General features: G+C 67.9%; 16 protein-coding genes. 7 read left to right on the top strand and 9 right to left on the bottom strand.

Going from position 1 to position 17001, the window contains the following annotated elements; translation table 11 throughout:
• Positions 1 to 38 precede the first annotated feature (38 nt).
• Together FPJ27_RS07670 and FPJ27_RS07665 are read right to left on the bottom strand one after the other, a co-directional pair.
• Positions 39 to 458: a YciI family protein gene (locus FPJ27_RS07670; RefSeq protein ID WP_204422527.1), complete on the bottom strand. Its 420-nt coding sequence runs from the start codon at positions 456 to 458 to the stop codon at positions 39 to 41.
• A 125-nt stretch (positions 459 to 583) separates the two neighbouring features.
• The gene (locus FPJ27_RS07665) at positions 584 to 937 is read right to left on the bottom strand and encodes a YciI family protein (RefSeq protein ID WP_034185206.1); all 354 of its coding nucleotides are present in this window, start codon (positions 935 to 937) and stop codon (positions 584 to 586) included.
• Positions 938 to 1144: 207 nt separating this feature from the next.
• Here FPJ27_RS07665 and FPJ27_RS07660 point away from each other — a divergent pair, with 207 nt between their 5' ends.
• The 4 genes from FPJ27_RS07660 to FPJ27_RS07645 all read left to right on the top strand — a co-directional run bounded on the left by FPJ27_RS07660 (position 1145) and on the right by FPJ27_RS07645 (position 5588).
• Complete coding sequence (locus tag FPJ27_RS07660) at positions 1145 to 2992, top strand: ExeM/NucH family extracellular endonuclease (protein ID WP_204422526.1); 1848 nt, start codon at positions 1145 to 1147, stop codon at positions 2990 to 2992.
• Between the two features lie 284 nt (positions 2993 to 3276).
• Positions 3277 to 3663, top strand: a complete 387-nt coding sequence (locus tag FPJ27_RS07655; RefSeq protein WP_072439328.1) for a DUF883 family protein — start codon at positions 3277 to 3279, stop codon at positions 3661 to 3663.
• Between the two features lie 52 nt (positions 3664 to 3715).
• The gene (locus FPJ27_RS07650) at positions 3716 to 4300 is read left to right on the top strand and encodes a YSC84-related protein (protein WP_072439326.1); all 585 of its coding nucleotides are present in this window, start codon (positions 3716 to 3718) and stop codon (positions 4298 to 4300) included.
• Positions 4301 to 4535: 235 nt separating this feature from the next.
• The gene (locus FPJ27_RS07645) at positions 4536 to 5588 is read left to right on the top strand and encodes an AI-2E family transporter (protein WP_072439324.1); all 1053 of its coding nucleotides are present in this window, start codon (positions 4536 to 4538) and stop codon (positions 5586 to 5588) included.
• 66 nt (positions 5589 to 5654) lie between these two features.
• Here FPJ27_RS07645 and FPJ27_RS07640 read toward each other — a convergent pair whose 3' ends face one another.
• The 6 genes from FPJ27_RS07640 to FPJ27_RS07615 all read right to left on the bottom strand — a co-directional run bounded on the left by FPJ27_RS07640 (position 5655) and on the right by FPJ27_RS07615 (position 11688).
• A complete protein-coding gene (locus FPJ27_RS07640; RefSeq protein ID WP_072439322.1) occupies positions 5655 to 6170 on the bottom strand; it encodes a thioesterase in 516 nt (171 codons plus the stop codon).
• Positions 6171 to 6377: 207 nt separating this feature from the next.
• Entirely contained in the window at positions 6378 to 7394 is a 1017-nt protein-coding gene (locus tag FPJ27_RS07635; RefSeq protein WP_096474887.1) for an NADP-dependent oxidoreductase, read from the bottom strand.
• Between the two features lie 44 nt (positions 7395 to 7438).
• Entirely contained in the window at positions 7439 to 8227 is a 789-nt protein-coding gene (locus FPJ27_RS07630; RefSeq protein ID WP_204422525.1) for an SDR family oxidoreductase, read from the bottom strand.
• A gap of 459 nt (positions 8228 to 8686) precedes the next feature.
• The gene (locus FPJ27_RS07625; RefSeq protein ID WP_072439318.1) at positions 8687 to 9277 is read right to left on the bottom strand and encodes a phosphatase PAP2 family protein; all 591 of its coding nucleotides are present in this window, start codon (positions 9275 to 9277) and stop codon (positions 8687 to 8689) included.
• Positions 9278 to 9358: 81 nt separating this feature from the next.
• Positions 9359 to 10675 (bottom strand): Nramp family divalent metal transporter, encoded by a 1317-nt coding sequence (locus FPJ27_RS07620; RefSeq protein WP_204422524.1) that lies wholly within the window; start codon positions 10673 to 10675, stop codon positions 9359 to 9361.
• Entirely contained in the window at positions 10624 to 11688 is a 1065-nt protein-coding gene (locus FPJ27_RS07615) for a helix-turn-helix domain-containing protein (protein WP_204422523.1), read from the bottom strand. Before FPJ27_RS07615 ends, FPJ27_RS07620 begins: the two co-directional genes overlap by 52 nt.
• A 500-nt stretch (positions 11689 to 12188) precedes the next feature.
• Between FPJ27_RS07615 and FPJ27_RS07610 the strand changes: the two genes are divergently transcribed.
• Positions 12189 to 13112, top strand: coding sequence for a LysR family transcriptional regulator (locus FPJ27_RS07610; protein WP_204422522.1), 924 nt, complete (start codon positions 12189 to 12191; stop codon positions 13110 to 13112).
• Between the two features lie 98 nt (positions 13113 to 13210).
• Positions 13211 to 13612 carry an OsmC family protein gene (locus tag FPJ27_RS07605; protein WP_072439310.1) on the top strand — a complete coding sequence of 134 codons (402 nt, stop codon included), beginning with the start codon at positions 13211 to 13213 and terminating at the stop codon, positions 13610 to 13612.
• A 104-nt stretch (positions 13613 to 13716) separates the two neighbouring features.
• Here FPJ27_RS07605 and FPJ27_RS07600 read toward each other — a convergent pair whose 3' ends face one another.
• The gene (locus FPJ27_RS07600) at positions 13717 to 14598 is read right to left on the bottom strand and encodes a Dyp-type peroxidase (RefSeq protein ID WP_204422521.1); all 882 of its coding nucleotides are present in this window, start codon (positions 14596 to 14598) and stop codon (positions 13717 to 13719) included.
• 536 nt (positions 14599 to 15134) lie between these two features.
• Between FPJ27_RS07600 and FPJ27_RS07595 the strand changes: the two genes are divergently transcribed.
• The gene (locus FPJ27_RS07595; protein WP_204422520.1) at positions 15135 to 16997 is read left to right on the top strand and encodes an ABC transporter ATP-binding protein; all 1863 of its coding nucleotides are present in this window, start codon (positions 15135 to 15137) and stop codon (positions 16995 to 16997) included.
• The last annotated feature ends 4 nt before the right edge of the window (positions 16998 to 17001 follow it).

The following is a 17001-nucleotide window of genomic DNA, read 5'->3' as shown; positions in this document are numbered from 1 at the left end:
GGTGCTCCCGGTGAGGTTGGATTCAGGTGGGCAGTCAATCAGGCGCTGGTACGGCCGACGTGGAGTTCGCGAAACCGCTCGACCGCGTCGCTCGGCGTGAGGTCGTCGAGTTCGAACAGCGGCCGCACCTCGATCTCGCAATCCATCTCGGCGCCGAACGGCGCGGGGAATCGGCGTGTCCATTCGAGCGCCTCGTCGCGCGAACGCACCTGGATCAGCGTATAGCCGGCGATCAGTTCCTTCGTTTCGGCAAACGGGCCGTCGACCACCGTGCCCTTGCCGCCCGTATAGCGCACGCGCCAGCCGAGCGCGCTCGGCCGCAGGCCATTCGCGTCGAGCAGCACGCCTGCGTTGGCCAGTTCCTCGTGATAGACGGTCATGGCCTCGACCAGCCGGTTGTCCGGCAACGCGTCGGATTCGCTGACGGCGTTCGCCCGGATCATGATCATGAATCGCATCGTTCACTCCTTGTCGTCGGTGAAAGGAGACGCCCGTTCATCGGCGCCTTATCCGGACGACGGGCGGGATACAGCCGGATCGACGTGCGCCACGCTGAACCAGGGTAAATACCTATCTCCGGCCTTCACAGGAAGCACGGGCCGACCGCGCGTACCTCGACCGTGCACCATTGCGCGGCCGGGCACTGGCGTGCGATCTCGATCGCTTCCTCGCGCGTGTCGACATCGACGAGGAAAAAGCCGCCGACCATCTCCTTCGCCTCCGCGAACGGACCGTCGAGCAGACGCGTCTCGCCGTCGCGCACCTGCACGCGCGTGCCGCGCTCGGAGCGCTCCAGCGACTCGACGCCGCGCAGCACGCCGCGCGCCTTCAGCGTCTCGGCGAAATCGACCATCCGCGCGTAAAGCGCCTGGCCTTCGTCGAGCGTGCGTTCCGCGCGCTGGTCGGTCGGTTCGACGATCAACAGCATGTAAGACATGGACTTCTCCTGTAGGGACGGGGTGCGGCGGCGTTCGCTGCGCGATCGGCGTGCGACACCCGATGCGAAAGCGTAACAGCCGCGGCAGGGTCTGCCTGCATCGTTAGCCATCCGGCACTGGCCGGACGGCCAATTCGGCCGCTTCCTGGCATTTTGCCGTCAAGATGCGCTCCCGAACTGTCGGATTTTCTTCCAGTGGACCGTCCCATGTCACGCTTGCTTCCGCCGCTTGCCGTTGCGCTATCGCTCGCCCTCTCCGTCCGGCCGGCCCCCGCCGCGCTACCGGTCAGCGCCGGCTGCGGCGGCGCGACCTCGGCGATTGCCGACCTCCGCAGCGCTGGCGGCCCGTCGCCGCTGGCCGGGCAAACGACCTCGATCGAAGCCGTCGTCACCGCGGCGTTCGACGGCGCCGACGGCTTCGGCGGCTTCTTCGTCCAGCAGGCCGACGCGCAGCGGCGGCGGCGGCCGGGCGTCCCGGAAGGCCTGTTCGTGTACGCACCGAACGCACGCGCGAGCCCCGGCGATCTCGTGCATCTCACGGGCCGGGTCGACGATAAATACGGCCGCACACAGTTCGTGCTGTCGGGCGGCATCGCCGTCTGCGCACGCGGGCAGACGGTCACGCCGGCGACGCTCGCGCTGCCGGTCGCCGCGCCGGCCGTGCTGGCCGCGCACGAAGGCATGCGGGTGCGCCTGCCGCAAACGCTGACGGTCAGCGATACGCACGAACTCGGCCGCTACGGCAGCCTCGTTCTCAGCAACGGCCGGCTGCGCATCCCGACCCACGTCGCGCCGCCAGCCGAAGCCGCCGCGCTCGCGGCGGCCAACGCGCGCAACCGCATCGTGCTCGACGACGGCTCGAGCCGCCGCGATCCCGCGACCGTCCGCTATCCGCCGCCCGCGCTGAGCGCCGCCAATACGCTGCGCGCGGGCTACACGGTGCGCGGCGTCGAAGGCGTGCTCGAACTGCGCTACGGCACGTGGCGGCTGCAACCGACAACCGGCACGGCGCCCGTGTTCGACGCCGCCGCGAATCCGCGTACCGATGCGCCGGACCGGCACTCCGCTGCAGACGTGCGCATCGCGTCGTTCAACGTTTTCAACTATTTCAACGGCGACGGCCATGGCGGCGGATTCGACGCGCCGGCCAACCGTGGCGCAAAAACGCACGCCGTCTTCGCGAGGCAGGAAGCGAAGATCGTCACGGCGTTGCGCGCGCTGCGCGCCGACGTGATCGGGCTGATGGAAATCGCGAACAACGGCCACGGCGACGCGAGCGCGGTGCGGCGTCTCGCTGCGCAACTTGGCGACGGCTGGCGCGCTGTCGACCCCGGCACGGCGCGGCTCGGCCGCGACGTGATCGCGGTCGCGCTGCTGTACGACAGTCGCACGGTCGAGCCGGTCGGGCACGCCGCGACCGTCGCGCTCGGCGGCCGGCACCGCCCGCCGCTTGCGCAGACCTTCCGGCGCATCGGCGGCACGCGCGCGTTCACTGTCGCGGTCAATCACCTGAAGTCGAAGAACTGCCCGAACGCGACCGGCTCCGACCTCGACCAGTCCGACGGCCAGGGCTGCTGGAATGCGGCGCGCACGCGAGCGGCCACGCGCATCGCCGACTGGCTCGCCGCTTCGCCGACGGGCGCCGCGGCCGACGGCATGCTGCTGATCGGCGACCTGAACAGCTATGCGAAGGAAGATCCGGTCCGTGCGCTCGAATCGCGCGGCTATGCGAACCTGGTTGCCCGCTTCGTCGGCGATGCTGCGTACAGCTACGTATTTCGCGGCGAAGCCGGTTACCTCGACCACGCGCTGGCCACATCGACACTCGCCGCACGCGTGAAGGCCGTGCACATATGGCACATCAACGCCGACGAACCGGTCGCCCTGCAACCCGTGCCCGATTACAAAACGCGTGTGCACCGGTCGTCTTATTACGCATCCGACGCATACCGCTCGTCGGACCACGATCCCGTCATCATCGATGTCGCGCTTGGCGACAGCGGCGCCGTGCCGGCCTCGGGCACGAACCGTGCTCACCGACACAGCGTGGACTAGTGCATTTGCATCAACACAAGGCCTGCAACGGCACTATTTACCTGACGACCCTGGCGATGCCATATTTACCTGACATTCGCTTCGTACCGCTGCTCCACACGCCGATTCGCCCGATTGCGAAATTTTTTCAACCGTCGCCCCGCCCCGCGCGACGGGGCTTCGCGGCGATCCTGCCAACGAATTGAAAATTTGTCTCGAAACTCAATTGGGGCAAGTGAATCACATCAATTGCTGGGATTCGTCTTATCTTCAAATTGGCCTGGAATCGAAGGAGGATAAACACCATGGCGCTCACCGACTCGATCGAACACAAACTGGACCGCGGCCTGGCCGACATCCGTCGCACCGGCCGGCGCGTGGGACGCACGACGCGCTCCGCCGCCCGTGATCTGCATGCCGACGTGACCGACGATCTGCGCGGGCTGGTCGACGAACTGGAAGACCTGTTGAAAAACGATGGCGACGGCGATATCGCCGCGCTGCGCAAGCGCGTGCAGTCGAGGCTCGACGAAGCGCGCAGCGCGCTCGACTACGCGTCGGGCAGCGCAGCCGCCCGGCTGCGCGATTCGGCCGAACGCGTGTCGCAGGTCGTGCACGACAACCCGTGGCAGACCGCCGGCGTCGTCGCTGGCCTCGCGTTCGTTGCGGGCCTGCTCCTTGCCCGCCGTTGAACGGGGCTGCCCGCACCGCTCGTCCTCAATCAGACAACGAAGGAGAACCGCCATGCAGAAGTCCCTCGCCATGAAAGCCGCCGCCGCCGTGATGCTCGGCAGCCTTGCACTCGCCGGCTGCACGACCACGCCCGACAAACCCGAAACCGCATCGGCCAGCGCGTCGAAGCGCCAGTCGATCGACGCGAGCGTGAACGCGACGCTGTCGCGCCTCTATTCGACGGTGCCGGGTTCGCGTGAACTCGTCGCGAAATCGCGCGGCGTACTCGTGTTCCCGAACGTGCTGCAGGCCGGTCTCATCATCGGCGGCCAGTCCGGCAACGGCGCGCTGCGCGTCGGCGGCAGCACCGTCGGCTACTACAACACGTCGTCGCTGTCGGTCGGCCTGCAGGCCGGCGCGCAGTCGAAGGCGATCGTGTTCCTGTTCATGACGCAGGATGCGCTCGACTCGTTCCGCAAGTCGGACGGCTGGGCTGCCGGCGCCGACGCATCGGTCGCGGTCGTGAAGGTCGGCGCGAACGGCGCGGTCGACACCACCACGGCCACCGCGCCTGTCGAGGTGCTGGTCCTGACCAACGCAGGCCTGATGGGCGACCTGTCGGTGAACGGCACCAAGGTCACGAAGCTCAATATCTGACGGTACCGCACGCGGCCTTGCGCCGCGTTCGCTTCCCGGCAGCGCCGCGGCCCCGGCCGCGGCGTTTTCGCATGGGTCGCGCGCAGCGGTTATGATGGCGGCACCTTTGCGGGCATACTCCCGATGGGCCGCCCCGCCGCGTGTTCCGCAGCGAACCCGTGACGTTCGCGAGCCGATCGCGCCCGGGGCAACGAGATTCAATCAAACCAAGCATCAATCTGCGCGAATGCCACCCATGGATAGCGGACACGATCACCAAAAATTCTTCTATTTCCTGCTGTTCGCGGTCACCGTCGGCATGTGCGGGATTCTCGCGCCGTTCTCCGGGGCCGTGTTCTGGGGCGCCATTCTCGCGATCCTGTTCCAGCCGGTGCAGCGCTGGCTCGCGGCGCGCTTCGGCAAGCGGCGCAACCTGGCCGCGCTCGTGACGATGACGCTGATCATCCTGATCGTGATCCTGCCGCTCGTGTTCGTCACCGCGACGCTCGTGCAGGAAATCGCATACGTGTACCAGGAAATCAAGACCGCGCAGCCGAACTATTCGCAGTACTTCCAGGACATCATCCACGCGCTGCCGACCTCGATCCAGCGCGTGCTCGCGAAATACGGGCTGACCAACATCCCCGGCATCCAGAAGAAACTGACCGACGGCGCCGCGCAGATCAGCCAGTTCGCCGCGGCCCAGGCGTTCAGCATCGGCCAGAACACGTTCCAGTTCATCGTCAGCTTCGGCGTGATGCTGTACATGGTGTTCTTCCTGCTGCGCGACGGCGGCGAGATCGGCCGCCGCGTACGCCGCGCGCTGCCGCTCGACGAGGAGCACAAGAATCTGCTGCTCGCGAAGTTCACGACGGTCGTGCGCGCGACCGTGAAAGGCAACGTCGCGGTCGCGCTCGTGCAGGGCGCGCTCGGCGGGCTGATCTTCTGGATCCTCGGCATCCAGGGCGTCGTGCTGTGGGGCGCGCTGATGGCGTTCCTGTCGCTGCTGCCCGCGATCGGCGCGAGCCTCGTGTGGATACCGGCCGCGCTCTATTTCCTGGCGATCGGCGAGATCTGGAAATGCGTGATCCTCGTCGCGTTCTGCGTCGGCGTGATCGGTCTCGTCGACAACCTGCTGCGCCCGATCCTCGTCGGCAAGGACACGAAGATGCCCGACTGGGTCGTGCTGATCTCGACGCTCGGCGGGATGGCGCTGTTCGGCATCAACGGCTTCGTGATCGGGCCGCTCGTCGCCGCGCTGTTCATGGCGAGCTGGGACATCTACGCGCGCGCCGAACAGGGCGAATGACGCGGCGCGTGGCCGCGTGCCATACGCCCGGCCGCCACCGCTCCATCCGCACGCACAAGCCCTCCGTCACGGATGGCGAATCCTGATCACGACGGGCGCCACGGCGCCCGTCGCTTCATCCGCCGCGACGGTCATCACGCCGCCATACGGGCCCACGCGATGAACGCGGCCCGACACCAGCGGCACGCTTCGATCGTCGCGCGCATCGCGCCACGTTGCGCGCACGCCGGAATCGGCGTCCAGCGCGAACGGCGCACCGTCGGGCCCGACCAGTGCCACATGAGCACCCGGCAAACGCCGGCCATGCGCATCGAACCGGAGCGTCGCCGCGGCCCCGCCGCCCGCCGCTTCCCGTCCTTCGACAACCGCGCCCGACGGCGCGTCGAACGTCACGTCGTAGAGATCGACGAGCGCGCCGGTAAACCGTACGGTGCCGTCCGACGTGGCCTGCCCCGCCGCCGCCGCATTCGACATCGCCAGCACGACGCCCAGCCCGATCGCCATCATCCGCACGGCGCCGACGCACCGCACCGTTCGATTGCGCATCGCTGCCGATGCCGCCCGCTTCGCGTTGTTCCGCATGTTCCCTCTCCTCTGCCGCGTGACCAGAAAAAAGGCGGCGTGACGCGTCGGTCACGCCGCCTGTTCACTGGCGATCACTTTAGGGAGAGAGGCCGGGACAATATATGGGACAAGTCCGAAACTGAGAGCCGTTTGATCGAACTCATCGCGCTCGACAACACCTGACGGCAACGCGCGACCGATATCGCGCGCCGCGCCGCAAGCCGGTCACGCGTCCGGATCGACACGCAGCACGAGCTTGCCTCGATGATCGCCGTCGAACAGGCGATTCAGCACGTCGGGCGCGTTTTCGAGACCGTCGGCAACAGTTTCCTCGGCCTTGAGCCGACCGTCGCGCAACCAGCCCGCGAGCGTCTGCACGGCTTCGCGGCTCTTGCGGTAGTCGAGGATCAGGAAGCCGCGCATCGTCAGCCGCTTCGAGATCAGCACGCCGACGTCGTCGGCCGCGCGGCCGCTGTTGTAGTTCGAGATCACGCCGCACAGCGCGACGCGCCCGCCGATCACCATCCGCGACAACACCGCGCGCATCACCTCGCCGCCGACGTTCTCGAAGTTCACGTGCACGCCGTCCGGCGTCGCCGCCTTCAGTTGCTGACGGAAATCGTCGGCCTTGTAGTCGACGGCCGCGTCGAAGCCGAGCGTCTCGGTCAGGTAGCGGCACTTGTCCGCGCCGCCCGCAATGCCGACCACGCGCGCGCCGTGGATCTTGCCGATCTGCCCGGCGATCGAGCCGACCGACCCCGCCGCCGCCGACACGACGAGCGTCTCGCCGGGCTGCACCGGCGCGATGTCGGTCAGCCCGTAATACGCGGTCAGCCCGCTCATCCCGCACGCGCCGAGCAGCGTCGGCAGCGGCAGGCCCGACTGCGCGGGCAGCTTCACGAGCTGCGCGGCCTGGTCGGCCGGCACGACCGCATAGTCCTGCCAGCCGACGAGCCCCTGCACGAGATCGCCTTCCGCGAAACCGGCATGGCGCGACGCGACCACGCGCCCGATGCCGAGCGCGCGCATCACCTCGCCGATCGCGACGGGCGGCAGGTACTGCGGTACGTCGCTCATCCACACGCGGTTGGTCGGGTCCATCGACAGGTACAGCACGCGCACGAGCACCTCGCCGTCCGCGAGCGCCGGCACCGGCGTCTCGACGAGCGAGAAGTGTTCGCGGCCGACCCGCCCTTCCGGGCGCGTCTTCAACAGCAGTTGGCGATTCACGGGTGTCGACACGATGTTCTCCTCCGGTAATTGCGGTACGGGATGCGGGATGCGCGTCAGACCGCGCACACGCCGCCGTCGATCACGAGTTCGGCGGCCGTCACGAAGCGGCTTTCGTCGGATGCGAGATACACGGCCGCATGCGCGACGTCGTCCGGCTCGCCGAGCCGGCGCAGCGGAATGCCGCGCGCGAGCTTGCGCGTCGCATCGCGTTCGCCGAGTGTCTGGAACAGCGGTTCGACGATCCCCGTGCGGATGAACGCCGGGTGAATCGAGTTGCAGCGCACGTCGAGCTCGCGGCGTGCGCAATCGATCGCGACCGATTTCGTCAGCGACGCGACCGCCGCCTTCGACGCGTTGTACGCGGTGAAATCCGGCTCGACCTTGAACGCGGCGACCGACGAGATGTTGATGATCGATGCGGGATGGCTCGCGCCCAGGTACGACAGCGCATGCTTGCAGCCGAGCACGATGCTCTCGACGTTGATCGCCATCACGCGCCGCCATTCGTCCAGTTCGATTTGCGCGGGCGAGCCGATCGAGCCGACGCCCGCATTGTTGACGAGCACCGACAGCCCGCCCATCGCATCGTTCGCCTGCGCGAGCAGCGCCTGCCAGCGCGCTTCGTCGCGCACGTCCTGCGTCGCGGCGAACGCGACCGGCGTCGCGTGGCCCGCGTTGAGTTCCTGCGCGAACGCGTCGAGCACCGCCGCTTCGGCGATGTCGGTCAAGAACACGCGCGCGCCCTGCTCGACCATCCGGCGCGCGATCGCGCGGCCGAGGCCGCCCGCGGCGCCCGTGATGTATGCGCACTTGCCGGCGAGGCGCGAAGAAACGACTGTCATGTGAGCTGCTCCTGTCGTGAATCGTCGTCGCGGCATGCTGCCGCGACGGGTTTTCCGTGCGTGTCGCGGCCGACGCATGCCGGTCGACGGCGCGTCGGCTTCATAAGGTGCCGCACGGTTTCCGCGAGTATATCGAGACGAGCGTGACGCGCGCCGGGCAGCCGGCCGCGGTCGAACGACAGCCAGCGTACGCGAATGACGCCAATCGATGAAATGAATAATCGTTATGCCCGGTCATAGATTCCGTTCATGACCGTCGTGCGGCTGGGCCAATGCGCAAAGCGGCACGGCCGATCCCGTGGACCAGCCGGTTCGTTGATTCCGGGAATGACGGACGATGCGTACCGCGACAGACAGGGAACGATCGGGAAGAGGAATCGCGCAATCACCGGGCGATCGCCGGCGGCAACCTCGGGGCACCGGAACACCGAAACACCGGGCCGCCGCAACCGGCAACCGTCAGAATCCGTCGCCCGACGGCGCGCGCACGAACGCGCAGAGTTGCGGCGAATGCGTATCGATCATCTGCTGGAACGGCGCACGGTTCCCGTAAGCGATGCCCGACACGAGCAGCAGGCAGACGGCCGCGATGCGCGGCGAGAACGCGCGCTGCCGCGCGCCGTCGTAGCCGCGCAGGAACATCAGCGCGACCAGCGCGCCGAGCATCCAGCCGACGACGACTTCCGGAATCGTGTGCGAGTGATCGAACACGCGCGCGACGGCCGTAACCGCGCCGACGGCCAGCCCGGCCGCGATGCCGGGCGCCTTGCCCGGCCGGAACGCCTGCCACAGCATCGACAGCGCGACCGTCCATACCGACGTCGACAGCATCGTATGGCCGCTGATCACGCGGAAATCGAATTGGGGAATCTCGATGCCGCACCCGGCATACAGGATCTTGGTTGCGCCGACGAGGCCCATGCCGGCGGCCAGCAGTACGACCCAGCGCACGGCGACGCGCCGGTCGGTCAGCGCCAGCCACGCCGCGCAGGCCAGCGCGATCGGCAAGGTCAGCGCGGCATCGCCGATGTTGCTGATTTCACTCCACATAACGGACTTCGGACCACGATCGAAAGGCCGCAGTTTACCGCATGCGCGCAGCGCGTCTGTGTCAGCCTGTGACAGGCTGTATCAGCCCGCGACACCGGTGATCAGCAGCAGGTTCGTGCCGGTGATGACGACGAACAGCGCCCACGCGGCGACCTGCATCCCGCGGCCGATCGTGTGCTCGCCCATCACGTTGCGATCGCTGACCGACCGGATCAGCGGCCACATCGCGAACGGCAGTTGCAAGCTCAGCAGCACCTGGCTCCAGACGAGCAGTTGCCCGACCGACCCGTCGCCGAGCCACAGCACGCCGATCAGCGCCGGCACGAGCGCGAGCCCGCGCGTGATCAGCCTGCGCTGGTAGCACGGGATCTTCGTATGCAGGAAGCCGTCCATGATCACCTGGCCGGCGATCGTGCCGGTCAGCGTCGAGCTTTGCCCCGACGCGAGCAGCGCGATGCCGAACAGCAGTGCGGCAGCGCCGCCCGCGATCGGCGTAATCAGCTTGTAGGCCTGCTCGATGTCGGTCACGTTGTGCTGGCCCGTCGCATGGAATGCCGCGCCCGCGACGATCAGGATCGCCGCATTGACGAGCATCGCGACGAACAGCGACACGCAGGTATCGATGCGCACCAGCGCGAGCGTGTCGCGGACCACGCCGCGCGCGCCGCCGACGACATGCCGCGTCTGCACGACCGACGAATGCAGATACAGGTTGTGCGGCATGATCGTCGCGCCGACGATGCCGAGCGCGAGCACGATCGCGTCCTTGCGGTCGTGGCCCGGATCGCCGGGCACGAGCCCACCGACCACCGCGTGCCAGTCGGGCGGCGTGATCGCGACCTGCGCGACGAAGCAGAACGCCATCGTCGCGATCAGCCCGAGCACGATCGCCTCGATCTGCCGGAACCCCTTGCCCTGCAGGCCGAGCACGATCATCGTGTCGAGCGCGGTCAGCACGATCCCCCACGCGAGCGGCACGCCGAGCAGCAGCTTGAACGCAAGCGCGCAGCCGAGGACTTCCGCGATGTCGCACGCGATGATCGACACCTCGGCGGTGACCCACTGCACGATGCGGCCGAACCGGCCGTAGCGTTCGTAGCTGGCCTGCGCGAGATCCCTGCCCGCGACGAGGCCGAGCCGCGCCGCGAGCATCTGCAGGAAGATCGCCGCGAGGCTCGAGAACGCGACGACCCACAGCAGCGAATAGCCGAACTGCGAGCCGGCCTGGATGTCGGTCGCCCAGTTGCCGGGATCCATGTAGCCGATCGCGACGAGCAGGCCGGGGCCGAAAAAGCGCTTGAGCTTCTGCCAGCGCGGCGCGCCGGCGTCGATCGTGATGCTGCCCTTTACTTCCGACGGGCAGAAAGGGGCAGTGGCGGTAGTGGGGAGGAAGGGCATGTAAACCGGGAATCGAGATCGCGACAGGACGATTCTACGGGTATCCGCCCCGTTTTCTCCTGCACGCCGGCATACGCGGCGCAACTCGCGCCGCCGCCGTCGCCCAACGCGGCTGCGGACCCGTCGTTCGCATCGGGCGACCCAGCGCCACGGCTGAGAATCTTTTCCCGCTCGGCGACGCGAAATTCGGTCGGCGACATCAGCAGGCGCTGGCGAAACAGCTTCGCGAGCCGCTCGCCACTGCCGAACCCCGTCCGGCGCGCGACCTTGTCGGCCGGCAGCGTCGTATGGATCAGCATGTGGCACGCGCGCTCGAGCCGCACCTGCTGGACGAACGCGGTCGGCGTCACGCCGATCTCCTTCTTGAAGCGCCGCAGGAAATTGCGCTCGCTCATCGCGGCGGCCTGTGCGGCGTTCGCGATCGAGATGCGGTTCACGCTCAGCGCGCGCAGCCGCTGCGCCGACATCCGGATCGACGGGCTCGCGCTCAGTTCGCGAAACGCCCACATCGACTGTGCATAGCGCTGCTCGACCGGCCGCAGCATGTTGCTGGCGATCTCCTGCGCGGCGCTGTCGCCGAGATCGGCGCGAAACATGTCGAGCGCTGCCGCGAACACGTCGGTCTCGCCGGCCTGCAGTTCCACCGTCGCGTCGGCACGGCGCCCGGCTTTGCCGGGCGACACGTGGATCGCCGCCGACGGCTGCTGCGTGGCCGCAAGCGCGGGCAGGTCCATCGCATCGACGATCCAGCGCGCGTGCCGGCGAATGTCGGTCAGACGCCGCTGCAACGCAGCGTTCCAGTTGACGGCCGCGCGGTCGCCGTGAAGATGAAAGAACGCGAGCGCACGGCGGCCGTGCTCGTCGCCGAGCGGATCGGCCGCGATGCTCACGCCGGACGACGACTGCAACAGTCCCCCGCTTTCGGATACGTACTTCAACTGGTAATCCGCACTGAACGCATGCAGGCGATTCGCCAGGTTGAAAGCCTCGGCGAGACGCGCGGCCTGGGCCAACGAAAACCCCGTACTCAAATAGATAACGACCCACCTCTGATCTGCTGCATTCACTGGCCAAGCCCCCGACTTGTTTCGACTTCTTCTAATACCGTCGAACTGTCAGGCTTATATTTGGTTTGAATGCGTGCGACAGGACGGCTATCCCGAAATATGAAGCGACGGCATCTTAGCCGAACGGGTAGCGCCTTTGGCGCGAAATGGCCGACGTGGACAGCATGATGGCGGATTACTACAGGCTGTCGCGAGTCGATGGTATGCCCGCACGGAATCGCACCTGTCGATACAGCCGATCGGTGCGGTCGTCATGCGTCACGATGTGCGCATTTCGTTTCGTTGTGTTGCGTTGCGTTGCGCATCGGACGGCTGCGGTCGCGTACCGGTCCGAACGGCCCCGACATGCATCGAACGTCATCGATCGCCGCACACGAAAGCCCGCGCATCCGTTGCCTGCGCATCCTTTAGAATCGATCCACCGTTCACCACGCCGCCTGCGCCCCGTGCCCGCCGATCACCGTCTCGACCTGAACCTGTTTCGCGTGCTCGACGCCGTCTACGTGCACGGCGGCATCGGCGCGGCCGCCCGCGCGCTGCATCTCACGCAGCCCGCGGTCACGCATGCGCTCAACCGGCTGCGCGCGCATTTCGACGATCCGCTGTTCGCGCGCCAGGGTAACCGCGTCGTGCCGACCGAGCGCACGCGGTCGATCATCGCGGACGTGCAGTTGCACTTGAAGGGCCTGCAAGGCACCGTGCGCGATCCATCGGCATTCGATCCCGCAACGCTCGACCTGAGCATCGCGGTCGGCATTCGCGACGTGCTCGAATCGATCGCGCTGCCGCGGATCGTCGCCGCGTTCGCCGACGAAGCGCCGGGCCTGCGGCTCGTGAGCCGTCGCATCGCGGTGCCCGACATCGAGCGCGAACTCGCATCGGGCAATCTCGATCTCGCGGTCGAGCGTCGCGTGCAGACGGGCCCGCGCATCGCCACCGAACACCTGCTCGACGATTCGCTCGTCGTCGCGCTGCGCCGCGATCATCCGCTCGCGCGCGATCCGCTGCGGCGCGGCGACTATTTCGCGGCGCGGCATATCGCGGTGTCGTCGTTCGGCGAACCGCAATCGCTCGACGTATTGCTCGGCAGCGACGGGCGCTTCCGCGATATCCGGCTCACCTGCCAGCACTATTTCGCCGCATGCCAGATCGCCGCGACCGGCGACCTGCTGGTCACGCTGCCGCACACCTATGCGCTGCGGATGGCCGCACTGCTGCCGATCGTCGTGCGGCCGCTGCCGCTGCGGCTCAAGCCGTTCCCGCTGCTCGCGTACTGGCACGAATCGCGCGACACCGATCGCGCGCACCAGTGGGTGCGCGAGCGCATCGCCGCGCTCGTGCGCAGCAGCGCGGGCAGCGCCGGCGCGTAACCACGCTGCGTACGCCGTTACGATCGAAACGGTATGCTGACGGATTCGCGCCGACATGCGGCGCCCGCTTCCTTTTTCCCGCTTACCGGAGACTTGCCATGTCGCTCATCCATGCCGCCGCCGTCCTCGATGCCGACGCGCCCGACTACGTCGTCCAGCTGCAGGCCGGCACGCACGCGCTGACCGGCGACGAGGCGCCGCGCGAAGGCGGCCAGGATCGCGGGCCGGCACCGTACGAGTTCGTGCTTGCCGGTCTCGCACAATGCACGGCCGCGACGCTGCGCATGGTCATGCAGCGCAAGTCGTGGCCGGCCGCACGCATCGACGTGCGCACCGAGTTGCATGCCGATCGAGAAGGCGTGCAATACGTGCGCCGCGTCGTGACGCTCGACGGCCCGCTCGACGACGCGCAACGCCAGCGCCTCGCCGAGATCTGCGAGAAGACGCCGGTGACGCAGTTCATCAAGCGCGGCACGCGGATCGAGACGACGTTGAAGTGACGTGCGCGGCGAGCGGCGCGCGGCACACCATCAACGCCTGAAAAACAAAACGGGCGGGCCGCGCACGATGCGCGGCCCGCCCGTCCATCGATACAACCAGGCGCTTACAGTCCGAGCGCGGACAGGTCCAGCTTGCCGTCCTTCATCGGCGGGCACCAGAAATACGCGCCTGTCAGCGGCCGCGTGAAGCGGAACAGGCCGTCGACGATCCCGTCGTCCGCGCCGCTCATGCGGCGCATCTGCACGTCGAACGCGCGGAACGAGCAGCCGAACGCAACGAAGTAGAGGCCCGCGCGGCGCGCGTCCGACCACGGCGACGAACGGCGCAGCATGAACGCCTCCGGCTCGAAGCTTTCCTGCGCGGTGCGCTTCACGTGCGCGAACTCGGGCGCGTCGTCGAGTTCCTCGTTGTCCGAGCGGCGGCGCCCGATGATGTTGTCCATGTCGCCCGACGGAATGCGCTCCATCTGGTCGAAGTCGTGCAGCCACTGCTGGACCGCGACGAAGCTCGAACCGTCGAGCCCCGCGCCCTGCCCCGCCACGATCGCCGCGTCGAGCGCGTCGTCGCCGGTCGGGTTCTCGGTGCCGTCCTCGTAGCCGGACAGGTCGCGATCGTTCGAATAGCGGAAGCCGTCGACGGCGTCCTGCAGCGCGAACGCCGGCGCCAGCACGCGTTCGATCGCCCGCGCGCGCAGCACGATCTCGCCACGATCGCCGGCGCGCAGCCAGACCCACACGTCGGCCGGCGTCGCCGGCAGCGTGCGGTCCTTCACCGCGAACGCCGGGTAGTCGGTCAGGCCCGGAACCGGGCGCCCGAGGTGCGCCGCCAGCGCCTGTCCGAAACCGACGACCGTGTCGCGTCCATCGACGATCTCGCGCAGCGCGGCCAGCGCCGCCGCTACATTGCCGTCATTCGAAATCGTGAAAGTGAGGTATCGGGCCGCCGTGTCGATCGGAGCCAGGATGCCTTGCTGAACGTCGCTCATCGTTTCCTCAGGAGTGTATCGGGGGTGATTCTGCGAGGGCCGCAACGGGCGGCCGCTCGTCGTGCCGGGCCGCGCCGGGACGCACGCACCGTGGCGTGCCGCGAACGCCGAAGTGTAATCGATGCGCCCGACGGCCACCCTGCACCACCGCTTCGCGGAAAGCCCTAAAAAGAAAGGGCCGGAACCCTGAATACTAACCGTATCGACGCCGCAACGCCGCATTCGTCAGACGTTGCAGCGTGCAGAACACTGCTGATAGAATCTTTAAACGTCTTTTCGGCGTCCTTTCAACCGTTCACTTCAGGGGAGGTGCAGATGTTCCGAATGCCAGCAACCTTCCCGAACGTGGTCCCACGGCGCAGCTGATCCAGCCCGCCGTCCGCGCCGGCTCCCGAGTTTTTCGCTAACCCGTCAGCCGCGCTTTTCCCGACAGCCCGTTTCGTTCCGCCCGCGTTTTCCACGCGGCTCCGGCTGTTGCGTTTTCGACGTTCTCCGAACCGGAAAGTCCCGTCGCGCGATGCGCCGGGCAATGATAAATGACCAGAAAAACCTCCCATCTGGGCGGCCACGCATTCAAGGCCGTCTTCGGCTTCACCATCCGCTACTGGCGCAAGCAGCCGGCACACATCGCCACGGTCGCGACCTTCGCACTGCTCGCCGCGCTCGCCGACGTGCTCACGCCGCTGTTCGCCGGCCGTCTCGTCGACGCGCTGTCGACCGGCCTGACCGACCGCGCCGCCGCGTGGCATTCCGCCGTCGTCGCGTTCGGCACGCTCGCCGCGCTCGGCATCGGCGCGACGGTGCTGCGGCAAGGCGTCTACCTGTACATCATCACGCTCACGCTGAAGATGATGAGCGAGATCGCCGCCGCATCGTTCCACCGCGTGCAGCGCTTCTCGACCGACTGGCACGCGAACAGCTTCGCGGGTTCGACCGTGCGCAAGATCACGCGCGGCATCTGGGCGCTCGACCTGCTGAACGACACCGTGCTGATCGCGCTGCTTCCGTCGGTCGCGATGCTAGTCGGCGCAACCGTGCTGCTCGGCACGCACTGGCCCGTGATGGGGCTCGTCGTCGGCGCGGGCTCGCTGCTGTACATCGCGGTGACGGTCGCCGTGTCGCTCGGCATCGTCGCGCCGGCCGCGCGGCTCGGCAACCTGTGGGATACGCGCATGGGCGGCGCGCTCGCCGACGCGGTGAGCTGCAACGCGGTCGTCAAGGCGTTCGGCGCGGAAACGCGCGAGGAAGCGCGGCTCGCGCGCGTGATCGGCAAGTGGCGGCAGCGCACGCGCCGCACGTGGGTGCGCGGCACGTTCAACGGCGGGCTGCAGGGCGCGATGCTCGTCGCGATGCAGGCCGCGATGATCGGCGTCGCGCTGCGGCTGTGGGCGAACGACGAGGCGAGCGTCGGCGACATCGCGTTCGCGCTGACGATGTTCTTCATGCTGCAGGGTTACCTGCGCGACGTCGGCATGCACATCCGCAACCTGCAGCGCTCGGTGAACGACATGGAAGAACTCGTCGCGCTCGAACGCCAGCCGCTCGGCATCGACGATCGCCCCGGCGCGCCTGCCATCCGGATCGGGCAGGGCGAGATCCGCTTCGAGCACGTGACGTTCCGCTACGGCAACCATCCGGTGCCGCTGTACGACGATTTCTCGATGCGGATCGCGCCCGGCGAGCGCGTGGGCCTCGTCGGCCACTCGGGGTCGGGCAAGACGACGTTCATCAAGCTGATCCAGCGCCTGTACGACGTGTCGGGCGGCCGCATCACGATCGACGGGCAGGATATCGCGCGCGTGCGGCAGGATTCGCTGCGCAGCCAGATCGCGATCGTCCAGCAGGAGCCCGTGCTGTTCCACCGCACGCTCGCGGAGAACATCGCGTATGCGCGCCCCGACGCGAGCCGCGCGGACATCGAACGCGCCGCGCGTCTCGCCAGTGCGCACGACTTCATCGTCGCGCTGCCGGACGGCTATGACACGCTCGTCGGCGAACGCGGGATCAAGCTGTCGGGCGGCGAGCGCCAGCGCGTCGCGATCGCGCGCGCGTTCCTCGCCGATGCGCCGATCCTGATCCTCGACGAAGCGACGTCGAGCCTCGACAGCGAAAGCGAGCTGCTGATCCAGCAGGCGATGGAGCGGCTGATGGTCGGCCGCACGACGCTCGTCGTCGCGCACCGGCTGTCGACCGTGCGCGCGCTCGACCGGCTGCTCGTGCTCGATCGCGGCAAGGTGATCGAGGAAGGCAGCCACGACGCGCTGATCCGCATCGACGGCGGCATCTACCGCCGGCTGTTCGAGCGGCAGGCGCTGGAGCTCGCGAAGGGGCTTGCCGATTCGCCGCGGCGCATGGCGGACGATAATGCCGGCCCGCTGGGCGAGCCGGCGGAGGCTTGACGCA

It is taken from the genome of Burkholderia sp. MS455 (assembly GCF_016899445.1).
Lineage (GTDB): Bacteria > Pseudomonadota > Gammaproteobacteria > Burkholderiales > Burkholderiaceae > Burkholderia > Burkholderia pyrrocinia_C.
This window is presented reverse-complemented; position numbering and strand designations above follow the sequence as displayed.

Bases quoted from the DNA above. Each gene is read 5' to 3' on its own strand.
- FPJ27_RS07670 (WP_204422527.1), bottom strand. From the start codon at position 458: ATGCGATTCATGATCATGATCCGGGCGAACGCCGTCAGCGAATCCGAC.
- FPJ27_RS07665 (WP_034185206.1), bottom strand. From the start codon at position 937: ATGTCTTACATGCTGTTGATCGTCGAACCGACCGACCAGCGCGCGGAA.
- FPJ27_RS07660 (WP_204422526.1), top strand. From the start codon at position 1,145: ATGTCACGCTTGCTTCCGCCGCTTGCCGTTGCGCTATCGCTCGCCCTC.
- FPJ27_RS07655 (WP_072439328.1), top strand. From the start codon at position 3,277: ATGGCGCTCACCGACTCGATCGAACACAAACTGGACCGCGGCCTGGCC.
- FPJ27_RS07650 (WP_072439326.1), top strand. From the start codon at position 3,716: ATGCAGAAGTCCCTCGCCATGAAAGCCGCCGCCGCCGTGATGCTCGGC.
- FPJ27_RS07645 (WP_072439324.1), top strand. From the start codon at position 4,536: ATGGATAGCGGACACGATCACCAAAAATTCTTCTATTTCCTGCTGTTC.
- FPJ27_RS07640 (WP_072439322.1), bottom strand. From the start codon at position 6,170: ATGCGGAACAACGCGAAGCGGGCGGCATCGGCAGCGATGCGCAATCGA.
- FPJ27_RS07630 (WP_204422525.1), bottom strand. From the start codon at position 8,227: ATGACAGTCGTTTCTTCGCGCCTCGCCGGCAAGTGCGCATACATCACG.
- FPJ27_RS07625 (WP_072439318.1), bottom strand. From the start codon at position 9,277: ATGTGGAGTGAAATCAGCAACATCGGCGATGCCGCGCTGACCTTGCCG.
- FPJ27_RS07620 (WP_204422524.1), bottom strand. From the start codon at position 10,675: ATGCCCTTCCTCCCCACTACCGCCACTGCCCCTTTCTGCCCGTCGGAA.
- FPJ27_RS07605 (WP_072439310.1), top strand. From the start codon at position 13,211: ATGTCGCTCATCCATGCCGCCGCCGTCCTCGATGCCGACGCGCCCGAC.
- FPJ27_RS07600 (WP_204422521.1), bottom strand. From the start codon at position 14,598: ATGAGCGACGTTCAGCAAGGCATCCTGGCTCCGATCGACACGGCGGCC.
- FPJ27_RS07595 (WP_204422520.1), top strand. From the start codon at position 15,135: ATGACCAGAAAAACCTCCCATCTGGGCGGCCACGCATTCAAGGCCGTC.